Raw genomic sequence first — 11,049 nt, forward strand, 5'->3', positions numbered from 1 at the left:
CGGCCCGATGCCGTCCATTGCCATGCCGTCCATGTCCGATCCTCCGGAACCGGCCCGCATCCTCCGCTGCCGCCCCGCCGGCATTCCAGCCACGCCCCTTGCCGAACTGTGCCGCCACGCGGCCGGCACAGTTGCCGCGCCCGCCGCCACGCATCGCCTTGCCGGCCCTTTCGCGGCATCCGATGCTCGGCTCCCCGCGTTCCAGGGAAGCGCCGCGATGGCCCAGAGCCCGATCCCGTCCTTGCCGGACCGCCCGGCGCTCCGCCTCGTCCTGGGCGGGCATGCGCGGCTTTCCCTGGAGATCGACCGCCAGGCCGCCCTGCCGCTGGCCGACCAGATCGCCGGCCGGCTGGCGGAGATGATCCGCGCCGGCACGCTGCCGCATGGCACCAGGCTGCCTTCCATCCGCGCCCTGGCGCGGCGCACCGGCATCGGCGTGCACAGCGTGGTGGAGGCTTATGCGCGGCTCGCCGCCATGGGCCTCGCCATGGCGCGTTCCGGTTCCGGGGTTTACGTGATCCGCCCGCCGGAGCTGCCGCCGCCGGCGCCGCTTCCCGCCCCCGATCCCACCGTGGCGGAAGGCATCGCCATGGCCATGCTGGAAGCGCGGCAGGACCTGCTCTGCCCCGGCAGCGGCATGCTGCCGGAAGGATGGACGGAAGGCGCCTGGCAGGGCGGCGTGCTGTCCCGCTTCCACCGGCACCTGCCGGCGCATCTGCGGCGCGTGGCGCCGCCGCAGGGTGGCGCGGCGGTCCGCGAGCATGTCTGCCAGCGCCTGGCGATGCGCGGCATCAGCGTGCCGCCGGATGGCGTGCTGATGACGGCGGGCGGCACCCAGGCGCTGCAACTGGTGGCGCAAACCTTTCTCGCGCCTGGCGACACGGTGCTGGTGGAGGACCCTGGCTACTTCATGCTCTTCCCCATGCTGGAGCAGCGCGGGCTGCGGCTGCTGCCGGTGGAGCGGCGGCCGGACGGCCCCTGCCTTGAGGCGCTGGAGCGGGCCTGCCGCGCGGAAGCGCCCAAAGCCTTCTTCCTGCAGCCCGTGCTGCACAACCCGACAGGATGGACCGCCTCCGCCGCCAATCTCCACCGCCTGCTCCGCATTGCCGAGCGCCACAGCCTGCTGCTGGTGGAGGATGACGCGCATGGCGACCTGCATGGCGGGGAGCCGGTGCGGCTGATGCAGCTCGATGGCGGGGCCTCCGTCATCCATCTCGGCAGCTTCACCAAGCTGATCGGCCAGGGCACGCGGGTCGGCTTCCTCGCCGCCTCGGCGGAACGTGTGCAGGCATTGCTGCGCACCAAGGTCACCACCGCCCTCACCGGCTCGGGCGTGGAGGAGCAGCTGGTGCTGGAGATGCTCCGCTCCGGCCAGTACCGCCGGCACCTGGAGACGCTGCGGGCCCGGCTTTCCGCCGCGCGCGGGCTGGTGGCGGGGCGGCTGCGCGCGCTCGGCTTCACCCTGGCGGGCGGGGAGGAGGGGATGTTCCTTTGGGCCGAGGCGCCGCCGGACGCGCGGGAGGACCTTGTTCCCGCCGCGCGCGGCCACGGCCTGGTGCTGGCGGGCGGCGCGCTGTTCCGGCCGGGGCGGCAGTTCAGCCGCCATCTCCGCTTCAACATCGGGCGCAGCACGGACCCGCGCGTCGCGGAAACGCTGGCCACCCTGCTGCGCCGGGAGGGCGCATGACGGCGCGGGCGCGGCGGGGCGCGATGCTCGCCATCCTCGGCGGCGGCGGCATCATGAGCCTGGCCATGGGCGCGAGGCAAAGCTTCGGCCTGTATCTCGACCCGTTGGCCGAGGGCCACGGCCACTCCCTGGGCCTCGTTGCCTTCGCCATCGCCCTGCACAACCTCGCCTGGGGCGTCGCCCAGCCCTTCGCCGGCGCCGCCTCCGACCGCTTCGGGCCGGCGCCGGTGGTGGTGGCCGGCGCCCTGCTCTACGCCGGCGGGCTGGCCATGGTGGCGCTGTCCGCCTCCCCCGCCGCGCTGCTCATTGGCCTGGGCCTGCTGGTCGGGCTGGGCGTCAGCTGCACCAGCTTCGGCGTGGTGATGGCGGCGCTGGGCCGCGCCGTGCCGGAAGGGCGGCGCAGCCTGGCCATGGGCCTCGCCAGCGCCGGGGGCTCGCTGGGCCAGGCGCTTTGCGTGCCGCTGGCGCAGGGGGTGGCGCGGCATTCCGGCATGGCGGCCTCCCTGCTGGTGCTGGCCGGCTGCGTGGCGCTCGCCGCGCCGCTCGGGCTGCTGCTGCGCGGCGCGCCCCATCCCGGGGCGGCCGCCGAGCCGCCCATGCCGCTGCGCGAGGCGGTGGACCGGGCGCTCGCGCATCGCGGCTATTGCCTTCTGGCGCTGGGCTTCTTCGCATGCGGCTTCCAGCTCGCCTTCATTGCCACGCATCTGCCCGCCTATCTGGCGCTGTGCGGCATGCCGTCCGATGCCGGCGCCTCGGCGCTGGCGCTGATCGGCCTGTTCAACATGATCGGCAGCGTCGGCTGCGGCTGGCTGGGCGGGCGCTTTCCGCAGCAGCAGGTGCTGGGCTGGCTGTACCTGCTGCGCAGCGCCGCGATCCTCGGCTTCTTTCTGGCGCCCAGGACGGAGCCGGTGCTGCTGGCCTTCGCCGCGGCCATGGGGCTGATGTGGCTCGGCACCGTGCCGCTGACCAGCGGGCTGGTGGCGAAGCTGTTCGGCACCCGGCATCTGGGGGCGCTGTTCGGCCTGTGCTTCCTCAGCCATCAGGTCGGCTCCTTCCTGGGCGCCTGGTCGGGCGGCATCGCCTTCGATCTCACCGGCTCCTATGGAGTGGTCTGGGCAGCCACCGCCATGGCGGGGCTGGTCGCCGCGGCGCTTCACTTTCCCATCCGGGCGGCGCCCCTGGCGCCCCGCGCCACGGGCTCCGTGGCCTAGAAGGCGGCCTGACGACGGGCGCCTCAGGCCTCGCCGGGCCGGTTCCGCTCCGAGCGGGCGCGATGGCGGGCGACGCGGGCGCGGGTGCCGCAGCCTTCCTCGGAACACCAGCGGCGCGAATTGTTGCGGCTGTTGTCCAGGAACAGCCAGCCGCAATTGCGGCCAAAGCATTCCTTGACGCGGCCGGGCCGGGCCGTTGTCAGCAGATCCGCTGCCTCATGCGCCAGCCGGCCCGCAAGGATATCGGCATCGCTCTCCGGCCAAGTCCAGGCATATCCGGCACCGGCCAGCCGTTCCAGCCGCCGCCGGGACTGGGCGCCGCGCGCTTCCTCCTCGATCAGCGACAGCTCGGGCGGAGGCGGTTCCGCGCCCGCGGCCAGGGCGGAGAACACGCGATAGATGGCCTCGCGCAGGCGTTTCACCCGCGCCAGCGCCGCTGCCGCCCTGTCCGGCTCCTCCGCCGCCCATTGGCGCAGCCGCCCGGCGGCCCCGGCACCGAGCAGCCCCACACGCTGCGTCCATTCCGCCAGGTCCTCGAAGGTCACGAGCAGGTCCGGCCCGAACCGCCCATGCCGGCAATCCACCGTGTTGGCGAGGTCCAGGCCCGGATGGCCGCCCAGGATCCGCATCGTGGCGATGGAGCGGTTCTTTCCCATGCCCTGAGGATCAGGTGTGGAAACCCGGGCGGCAAGGGCGCATTCTGTAACGGATAAAATATCTTTAGGCCGTTACAGAATGCATGTTCCGGAGGCCAAGCCATGAAGCCGACCCGCCTGCACGCCTGGTTCGTGGCCATGTGCCTGATCTGGGGCGCCACCTGGATCGCGGTGAAGATCGGCATCGGCACCGTGCCGCCGGTGTTCTTCGCCGGCACCCGCTTCACGGTGGCCGGGATCATCATGCTGGTCATGGCCCGGTGGCAGGGCGGCGCCGGGCGGATCGCGCGCGCCGACCTGCCCCGGCTCGCGGCGGTGACGCTGCTGATGATCTCCGCCACCTACGCCCTGTTGTTCTGGGGCGCGCAATTCGTCAGTTCCGGCCTCGCCGCCATTCTGGACCTCGCCCTGCTGCCCGTGGCGATGCTCGCCATCGCCGCGCTGCTGGGCGAGGAGCGGTTCAGCCGGGTGCGGGCGGCGGGCGTCGCGCTCGGGGTTGCGGGGCTGCTTCTGTTGTTCGGGCCGCAGGCGCTGCGGGGCGGCCAGCCGGAACAGGGCGAGGCGGGCACGCTGATGTGGTATCTGGGCGGCGGCGCCATTGTGCTGAGCGCCCTGCTCTACAGCCTCGGCTCGGTGCTGGCCCGGCCCCTGCTGCGTGCCTATCCGCTGGGCCTGGTGTCCGGTGCCACCACGGCGGCGGGCGGGGCGGTGCTGCTGGCCGGCGCGCTGGCGCTGGAGCCGGGGGCGGTGGCCGCCCTGTCCGGCCGGTGGGGTGCGGCGGCCTGGGGAAGCTGGGCTTTCCTGGTGCTGTGCGGCTCGCTGGTGGCCTACACCGCCTATCTCCGCCTGGTGCGCGAATGGGGGGCGTCGCGCGCCGGCTCCTATGCCTTTGTGTCGCCCATCATCGCGGTGCTGCTGGGCGTGCTGGTGTTTGGCGAAACCGTCACCGGCACGGATGCGCTGGGCATGGCGGTGATGCTGGCCGGCGCCTGGATCACCCTGCGGCCGGCCGGGGAAGCCGCGCCTTCGCGGGCCCGCCCGCCGGCGCTGGACGGCATCCGCCCCGCCGGGTCGGCGGGCGCGTCGCGGGCGGGCGCGTTCCCGCTCCGCGCCTGCCCCGCCGCCGAAGGCGGGGAGCAGGGCCGCGCGCTGGATTGAGCGTCCCGCCCTGCCCGGGCCGGCATGGGCTGCGGGTGACAAGGGCGGCGCCGGGTTTCCGGGGCGCCCCGGAGGACGCTATTCCGCGCTGGCTCCCGAGGCACGGACCACGGGCGCCCAGCGCTGGGCCTCGGCCGCGACATAGGCAGTGTATTCGGCCGGGTCCATCAGGCCGGGCATGCTGCCCAGCTCCGCCAGCCGCGCCTGCAGCGCCGCCGAGCCAAGCACCTTCCGCGTGGCGTCCGACAGCCGGCGCACCACCGCCTGGTCCATGCCGGCGGGGCCGGACAGGCCGTACCAGGGCAGGTTGATCAGGTCGATGCCCTGCTCGCGGAAGGTCGGCACATCCGGCACCAGGGCCGAGCGCTCCGGCCCGCTGACGGCGATCGGGCGCACGACGCCGGAGCGCAGATGCGGCAGGGCCGAGGGCAGCGTGTCCGACATCATCGGCACGTTGCCGGCGATCACGTCCGTCATGGCCGGGCCGCCGCCGCGATAGGGGATGTGGTTGAGCTTGGCGCCCGTCAGCTCGGCGAAGCGGACCAGCAGCAGGTGGTTGGAGGAGCCGGAGCCGGAGGATGCCATGTCGAGCCCGCCCGGCGCGTCCTTGGACATCCGCACGATGTCGGCGAGGTTCTTCGCGGGAAAGGACGGGTTCACCACCAGGATGGTCGGCGTCGTGACCAGCATGGCGATATGGGTGAAGTCCTTCACCGGGTCATAGGGCAGGCTGCGGAACAGCGTCACCGCGATCGCGTGGCTGGCGATGTTGGACAACAGCAGCATGTAGCCATCCGGCGGCGACTGGGCGACAAGCTGGCTGCCGATGGTCGCCGTGGCGCCGCCGCGATTCTCGATCACGAAGGGCTGGCCCAGCTCCTCCGACAGCGCCTGCCCCACCAGCCGGCCCACCACATCGGTGGAGCCGCCCGGCGGATAGGGGATGACGAAGCGCACCGGCCGGCTCGGCCAGGCGGGCTGGGCCGGCGCGGCTCCGGGGCGCAGCAGCGCCGCCGCCGCGACGGCGCCGCCTGCCAGCCCACGGCGGGAGATCATCAGGGTCATGGATGCTTTCCTTGTTGCTTGGCGCCGGGTTGCTTGCCGCCGGGTCGCGGGCGGCCGGCCGGAGGGGTCAGGGCAGCCGGGCCCAGGGGCGGCGGCGCGCATCCTCCGCGGCGAAGGCGGCGATGCGCTCCTGGTGGCTGAGCGTCAGGTCGATGTCGCTCCAGCCATTCAGCAATTTGGTGCGCCACACCGGGTCGATGGCGAAGCGCCATTGTTTGCCATCGGCCTCGACCGATTGCGCCTCCAGGTCGACGGACAGGGTGGTGTTTCCCGCCTCCAGCCATGCCAGCAGCGCCTCGGCCGCGTCCTCGTCGATGCGCGCCGGCAGCAGGCCGTTGTTCACCGCGTTGGAGCCGAAGATGTCGCCGAAGCTCGGCGCCAGGACGCAGCGGAAGCCGTGATCCACCAGCGCGTAGACGGCGGCCTCGCGGGAGGAGCCGCTGCCGAAATTGCGCCGCGCCACAAGGATGCGGCTGCCCTGCCGCTCGGGCCGCGTCAGCGGGAAGCCGGGCCCGCGCAGATCGTGCAGCAGGTAGTCGCCATAGCCGGCGGAACGCGGCCGCTTCATGAAGCGGGCCGGGATCAGCTGGTCGGTGTCCACATTGGCCAGCGGCAGCGGGCAGGCCGTGGCGGTCAGGCGGCGGAACGGCTCCATCACAGCCGGCCCTCCAGCAGCGGCCGCACATCCGCGAGATGGCCCAGCACGGCGGCGGCGGCAGCCATCGCCGGGGACATCAGATGCGTGCGGGCGCCCGGCCCCTGCCGGCCCTTGAAGTTGCGGTTGGTGGTGGAGGCGCAGCGCTCCCCCGGCGGCACCAGATCCCCGTTCATGCCGACGCACATGGAGCAGCCGGAGCCGACCCATTCCAGCCCCGCCTCGCGGAAGATGCGGTCCAGCCCTTCCTGCTCCGCCTGCTGCCGGACCAGCCGCGATCCGGGGGACACCATGCCGGGAACCCGCGCCCGCCGCCCCGCCAGCACGGCGGCGGCCATGCGCAGGTCCTCGATCCGGGCATTGGTGCAGGAGCCGATGAACACCCGGTCCACGGCGATCTCCGACAGCTTCTGCCCGGCGCGCAGCCCCATATAGTCCAGGCCGTCGCGGATCTGCGCGGCCCGCGCCTCGCTGGGCGCCCGCGCCGGGTCGGGCAGGGTGGCGGTGATCGGCAGGGCGTCCTCCGGGCTGACACCCCAGGTGACGATGGGGGCGATGGCCTCCGCCCGCAGCGAAACGTCCCGGTCGAACGCGGCATCGGCATCGCTGTTGAGGCTGAGCCAGTGCTCGGCGGCGCGGTCGAAGGCTTCGCCTTCCGGCGCGAAGGGCCGGCCGCGCAGGTAGCCGAGCGTCGTCGCGTCGGGCGCCACCATGCCGCAGCGCGCGCCGCTTTCGATCGACAGGTTGCAAAGCGTGAGACGGCCTTCCATGGACAGCCCCCGGACGGCGGCGCCGGCATATTCCACCGCATGCCCCGCCGCGCCATCGGCACCGATCTGGGCGATCACCGACAGCGCCATGTCCTTGGCGCCGATGCCGGGGCCGGGCCGGCCTTCCAGCGTGACGCGCAGCCGCTTCGGGCGCTGTTGCCACAGGGTCTGGGTCATCAGCACATGCGCCACCTCGGACGCGCCGATGCCGAAGGCCAGGGCGCCGAAGGCGCCATGGGTGGAGGTGTGGCTGTCGCCGCACACCACGGAAAGGCCCGGCAGCGTCAGGCCCTGTTCCGGCCCCACCACATGCACGATGCCCTGGGCGGCGTGGTCCAGCCCGAACAGGCGCAGTCCATGCGCCGCCGCGTTGCGGGCCAGTTGCTCCACCATGCCCATGGCGGCAGGGTCGGAGGTGGGGCGGGTGGGAACGTAATGGTCGGCGACGCCGATGTTGAGCGCCGGATAGCCCACCGCCGCGCCGCGGTCGCGCAGCTGGTTGAAGGCGTGGTGCGAGCCTTCGTGGAAGAAGTGCCGGTCGATCCAGATCAGGCTCTGGCCGTCTTCCCGCGTCAGGATGGCATGCGCGTCCCAGATCTTGTCGAACAGTGCGCGCGGTTCCGCCATCCGCTTCCTCCCTTGTTTCGTTGCGCCGAGACTAGGCGGAAGTCGCGGCCGGGCGCAACCGTCCGGTATGACAAACTAGACAGCGTCCGGTTCGCGGAATAGACAAGCTGACACCGCACCTTCTGGAGCGCGCATCGCATTGAACGCCATCGTCGAACCCTCCAAGGCCCGCGGCATCTACCTCCTGCTGCGCGACCGCATCGGCGGCGGCGCCTTCCGGGATGGCGACCGCCTGCCCGGTGAGCCCGACCTGGCGGCCGAATACGGCGTGTCCCGCGTGACGGTGCGCCGCGCCCTGGACCAGTTGGCCGCCAGCGGCCTGGTGGCGCGGCGGCCGGGCGTCGGCACCTTCGTGACCCTGCCCGCCCCGGCGCCCGGGCCGATCGACGTGTCCGACGTGTTCTCGGATCTCAAGCAGATGGGCCGGCGCAGCGAGGTGCGGCTGCTGGATTTCGGCTATGGGGTTCCCGCCCCCGTCATCGCCGCGGCCCTGGCGCTGCCCCCGGGCGGCCGGGCGCAGCGCGCCGTGCGCGTCCGCTCCATCGCCGGCGAGCCCTTCTCCTTTCTGACCACCCATGTGCCGGAACAGATCGGATCGACCTATTCCGAGGCCGATCTCGCCAGCCAACCCCTGCTGGAATTGCTGGAGCGCGGCGGCCGCCGGCTGGGCGATGCGCGGCAAAGCATCGCCGCCAGCCTGGCCGGGCCAACCGTCGCCGCCGCGCTGCGGGTGGAGATGGGCGCGCCGCTGATCGCCCTGACGCGGCTGGTCGAGGATGCGCAAGGCCGGCCGATCGAGCATCTGCACGCCCTGTACCGGCCGGACCGCTTCACCTTCGAGATGCGGCTGCAGCGCACCGGCACCGAGGGCGCCCGCCGCTGGAGCCCGCTTCCCCTGTCCATGAAGCGGCAACCCGCCTGAAGCGGCCGCGGGATCACCAAGAAGGAAACGCGCATGTCTCTCAAGCAGCTTCTGGCCCGGCCCGGCCCGGTGGTGGCGCCCGGCATCTATGACGCGCTGACCGCCAGCCTGGCGGCCGGGGCTGGGTTCGAGGCCGCCTATGTGTCCGGCGCCGCCGTGGCCTATACGCGCCTCGGGCGGCCGGATATCGGCCTGGTGTCGATGACGGAGATGAGCGAAACGGTCGCCCTGATCCGCGACCGCGTCGGGCTGCCGCTGATCGTCGATGCCGATAACGGGCATGGCAACGCGCTCAACACGCAGCGCACCGTCCGCTTGTTCGAGCGCGCCGGCGCCTCCGCCCTGCAGCTGGAGGACCAGACCCTGCCGAAGCGCTGCGGCCACCTGCAGGGCAAGTCGCTGATCCCGGCGGCGGAAATGGCCGGCAAGGTCAGGGCGGCCGTTGATGCGCGCGCCAGCGACGAAACGCTGATCATCGCCCGCACCGACGCGATCGCCGTTGAGGGATTGCAGGCGGCGCTCGACCGGGCCGCGCTGTATGCCGAGGCAGGGGCGGATGTGCTGTTTGTCGAGGCGCCGCGCGACCAGGAGCAGATGGCGGCCATCGTCCGCCAGCTCGGCGGCCTGCGCCCGCTGCTGGCCAACATGGTGGAAGGCGGCGACACGCCCCTCGCCTCCGCCGGCGCGCTCGGGGAAAAGGGCTTCCGGCTGGTGATCTTTCCCGGCGGCATCGTCCGCGCCGTGGCCAGGACGGCACAGGATTATTACGCCTCCCTGGCCCGGCATGGCAGCAACGCCCCCTTCGCGGAGCGGATGTTCGACTTCAACGGGCTGAACCGCGTGATCGGCACGCCGGAGATGCTGGAACTGGGCCGCGGCTACGACGCCACCTCCTGAAGGCGGGCGGGCAACAAGGCCTGGACGCCGGGAACCGCCCGGCACATCGTTGCCTTCCCCCTGGACGGAGGGCCTTCGGCCGCGATGAACGGAAACCGGTTGCCGCGGCACCGGCGGTCGGCAGGGGGCAGCCATGCCTCGCCATCTGCCGCTGACCGCCCTGCGCGCCTGCGAGGCGGCGGCGCGCATCGGCTCCTTCCGCATGGCGGCGGATGATCTGGGCCTGACGCCTTCCGCCGTCGGCCACGCCATTCGTGGCCTGGAGCGCGATCTTGGCGCCGTGCTGTTCGAGCGGCAGGGCCGCAGCATCCGCCTGACGGCGGAGGATGAGACGCTGATGCGGCATGTGGAGCGCGGCTTCGGCGAGTTGCAGCTCGGCCTCAGCCGGGTGGCGGCGCGTGGACCGCAATTGCTGAAGCTGCATTGCGCGCCAGGCTTCGCCTCGCAATGGCTGTTGCCCCACCTGCGCCGGCTGCTGAGTGAATGCGAGGGGCTGGAAGTGTGCATCGCCGCAGGCACCGACTACACGCGCTTCCTGGCCGATGAGTTCGACGCCGACATCGTGTAGGGCATGCCGCCCGCCGAGCATTACGGCACGGCCGGCCGCGAAGGCGTGATCGTGCTGCCGATCAGCACGGAACTGGTGACGCCGCTCTGCGCCCTGGCCCTGGCGCCTTCCATCCGCAGCGCCCGCGACCTTTACAACCAGGTGCTGATCGAGAGCGACAACAAGAAGCTGCGCTGGCCTGCCTGGTTCGCCGCCAACGGGCTGGCGGCGCCGGCACGGCGCGGCCCGCGCTTCGAGCACAGCTTCTTTCTCGTTTTTCGGTGAGTGCCGGCCAAGGACAACCCGTTCCCCATAAGAAGCGAAGGAACCCATGCTTCTGGCTGAGAAGACGGCGGTGATTTCCGGCGCCGCCAGCGCGCGCGCCATTGGCCGCGCCACGGCGAAGCTGTTCGCCGAGCATGGCGCGCGCGTCGCCATCCTCGACCTCGACGCGGCGGGCGCGCGAACTGGGCGAAGGCCATGTCGGCATCAGCTGCGATGCCGGCGATGCCGCGCCCTGCCGCGACGCCGCGAGGGCAAGCCATCGCGGCCTTCGGCAGGATCGACGTGCTGGTCAACAATGCCGGCATCACTCAGCCGCTCAGGCTGATGGAGGTCGCGCCGGAGACCTGGGCGCGCGTCATCGACGTCAACCTGACCGGCGTGCTGTATCTCAGCCAGGCTTTCATTTCGCATGTGCGGGAGCGCCGCCAGGGCTCGATCGCCTGCATGTCCTCCGTTTCCGCCAGCGCGGCGGCGGCATCTTTGCCGGGCTGACCAGCCCCCGTCGACTGGTCTGGGCAAGATTTTAGTGGATCATGGGCAGTGACGGCGCCGATGAACCATTGGAGTTG

General features: G+C 72.3%; 12 protein-coding genes and 1 pseudogene. 9 read left to right on the forward strand and 4 right to left on the reverse strand.

Translation table 11 applies throughout. The features are described 5' to 3' along the window. Positions 1 to 217 precede the first annotated feature (217 nt). Both F0Q34_RS12885 and F0Q34_RS12890 read left to right on the forward strand, forming a co-directional pair. Complete coding sequence (locus tag F0Q34_RS12885) at positions 218 to 1,687, forward strand: aminotransferase-like domain-containing protein (RefSeq protein WP_161600870.1); 1,470 nt, start codon at positions 218 to 220, stop codon at positions 1,685 to 1,687. Next, on the forward strand, positions 1,684 to 2,898 hold the full coding sequence (locus F0Q34_RS12890; protein ID WP_206668014.1) for an MFS transporter: 1,215 nt from the start codon (positions 1,684 to 1,686) through the stop codon (positions 2,896 to 2,898). Before F0Q34_RS12885 ends, F0Q34_RS12890 begins: the two co-directional genes overlap by 4 nt. 23 nt (positions 2,899 to 2,921) lie before the next feature. Here F0Q34_RS12890 and F0Q34_RS12895 read toward each other — a convergent pair whose 3' ends face one another. Further along, positions 2,922 to 3,554 carry a CGNR zinc finger domain-containing protein gene (locus F0Q34_RS12895; RefSeq protein ID WP_149812628.1) on the reverse strand — a complete coding sequence of 211 codons (633 nt, stop codon included), beginning with the start codon at positions 3,552 to 3,554 and terminating at the stop codon, positions 2,922 to 2,924. Positions 3,555 to 3,656: 102 nt separating this feature from the next. On the opposite strand from F0Q34_RS12895, the gene F0Q34_RS12900 reads away from it, so the two are divergent. Then, positions 3,657 to 4,712: a DMT family transporter gene (locus tag F0Q34_RS12900; RefSeq protein ID WP_149812629.1), complete on the forward strand. Its 1,056-nt coding sequence runs from the start codon at positions 3,657 to 3,659 to the stop codon at positions 4,710 to 4,712. 78 nt (positions 4,713 to 4,790) lie between these two features. Here F0Q34_RS12900 and F0Q34_RS12905 read toward each other — a convergent pair whose 3' ends face one another. From F0Q34_RS12905 to leuC, 3 genes are all read right to left on the reverse strand, one after another. Next, the gene (locus F0Q34_RS12905) at positions 4,791 to 5,777 is read right to left on the reverse strand and encodes a Bug family tripartite tricarboxylate transporter substrate binding protein (RefSeq protein ID WP_161600871.1); all 987 of its coding nucleotides are present in this window, start codon (positions 5,775 to 5,777) and stop codon (positions 4,791 to 4,793) included. Between the two features lie 67 nt (positions 5,778 to 5,844). After that, a complete protein-coding gene (gene leuD / locus F0Q34_RS12910) occupies positions 5,845 to 6,432 on the reverse strand; it encodes a 3-isopropylmalate dehydratase small subunit (protein WP_149812631.1) in 588 nt (195 codons plus the stop codon). After that, positions 6,432 to 7,829 carry a 3-isopropylmalate dehydratase large subunit gene (gene leuC / locus F0Q34_RS12915; protein WP_149812632.1) on the reverse strand — a complete coding sequence of 466 codons (1,398 nt, stop codon included), beginning with the start codon at positions 7,827 to 7,829 and terminating at the stop codon, positions 6,432 to 6,434. Before leuC ends, leuD begins: the two co-directional genes overlap by 1 nt. 139 nt (positions 7,830 to 7,968) lie before the next feature. Here leuC and F0Q34_RS12920 point away from each other — a divergent pair, with 139 nt between their 5' ends. The 6 genes and pseudogenes from F0Q34_RS12920 (at position 7,969) to F0Q34_RS12940 (ending at position 10,972) form a co-directional block, all read left to right on the forward strand. Further along, entirely contained in the window at positions 7,969 to 8,751 is a 783-nt protein-coding gene (locus tag F0Q34_RS12920; RefSeq protein ID WP_149812633.1) for a GntR family transcriptional regulator, read from the forward strand. Between the two features lie 33 nt (positions 8,752 to 8,784). Further along, positions 8,785 to 9,648, forward strand: a complete 864-nt coding sequence (locus F0Q34_RS12925) for an isocitrate lyase/PEP mutase family protein (RefSeq protein ID WP_149812634.1) — start codon at positions 8,785 to 8,787, stop codon at positions 9,646 to 9,648. Positions 9,649 to 9,781: 133 nt separating this feature from the next. After that, positions 9,782 to 10,216 carry a LysR family transcriptional regulator gene (locus F0Q34_RS12930; RefSeq protein WP_149812635.1) on the forward strand — a complete coding sequence of 145 codons (435 nt, stop codon included), beginning with the start codon at positions 9,782 to 9,784 and terminating at the stop codon, positions 10,214 to 10,216. Positions 10,217 to 10,219: 3 nt separating this feature from the next. After that, positions 10,220 to 10,480 carry a LysR family transcriptional regulator gene (locus tag F0Q34_RS12935; protein WP_149812636.1) on the forward strand — a complete coding sequence of 87 codons (261 nt, stop codon included), beginning with the start codon at positions 10,220 to 10,222 and terminating at the stop codon, positions 10,478 to 10,480. A 46-nt stretch (positions 10,481 to 10,526) separates the two neighbouring features. Then, positions 10,527 to 10,613, forward strand: a pseudogene (locus F0Q34_RS22645) (short-chain dehydrogenase); the annotation flags it as partial. Positions 10,614 to 10,675: 62 nt separating this feature from the next. Continuing rightward, positions 10,676 to 10,972 carry an SDR family NAD(P)-dependent oxidoreductase gene (locus F0Q34_RS12940; RefSeq protein ID WP_241665466.1) on the forward strand — a complete coding sequence of 99 codons (297 nt, stop codon included), beginning with the start codon at positions 10,676 to 10,678 and terminating at the stop codon, positions 10,970 to 10,972. The last annotated feature ends 77 nt before the right edge of the window (positions 10,973 to 11,049 follow it).

Origin of the sequence: Teichococcus oryzae (genome assembly GCF_008386565.1) — a bacterium.
Lineage (GTDB): Bacteria > Pseudomonadota > Alphaproteobacteria > Acetobacterales > Acetobacteraceae > Pseudoroseomonas > Pseudoroseomonas oryzae.

Coding starts and splice junctions, on each gene's coding strand:
- F0Q34_RS12885 (WP_161600870.1), top strand. CDS start 218: ATGGCCCAGAGCCCGATCCCGTCCTTGCCGGACCGCCCGGCGCTCCGC.
- F0Q34_RS12890 (WP_206668014.1), top strand. CDS start 1,684: ATGACGGCGCGGGCGCGGCGGGGCGCGATGCTCGCCATCCTCGGCGGC.
- F0Q34_RS12895 (WP_149812628.1), bottom strand. CDS start 3,554: ATGGGAAAGAACCGCTCCATCGCCACGATGCGGATCCTGGGCGGCCAT.
- F0Q34_RS12900 (WP_149812629.1), top strand. CDS start 3,657: ATGAAGCCGACCCGCCTGCACGCCTGGTTCGTGGCCATGTGCCTGATC.
- F0Q34_RS12905 (WP_161600871.1), bottom strand. CDS start 5,777: ATGACCCTGATGATCTCCCGCCGTGGGCTGGCAGGCGGCGCCGTCGCG.
- leuD (WP_149812631.1), bottom strand. CDS start 6,432: ATGGAGCCGTTCCGCCGCCTGACCGCCACGGCCTGCCCGCTGCCGCTG.
- leuC (WP_149812632.1), bottom strand. CDS start 7,829: ATGGCGGAACCGCGCGCACTGTTCGACAAGATCTGGGACGCGCATGCC.
- F0Q34_RS12925 (WP_149812634.1), top strand. CDS start 8,785: ATGTCTCTCAAGCAGCTTCTGGCCCGGCCCGGCCCGGTGGTGGCGCCC.
- F0Q34_RS12930 (WP_149812635.1), top strand. CDS start 9,782: ATGCCTCGCCATCTGCCGCTGACCGCCCTGCGCGCCTGCGAGGCGGCG.
- F0Q34_RS12935 (WP_149812636.1), top strand. CDS start 10,220: ATGCCGCCCGCCGAGCATTACGGCACGGCCGGCCGCGAAGGCGTGATC.
- F0Q34_RS12940 (WP_241665466.1), top strand. CDS start 10,676: ATGTCGGCATCAGCTGCGATGCCGGCGATGCCGCGCCCTGCCGCGACG.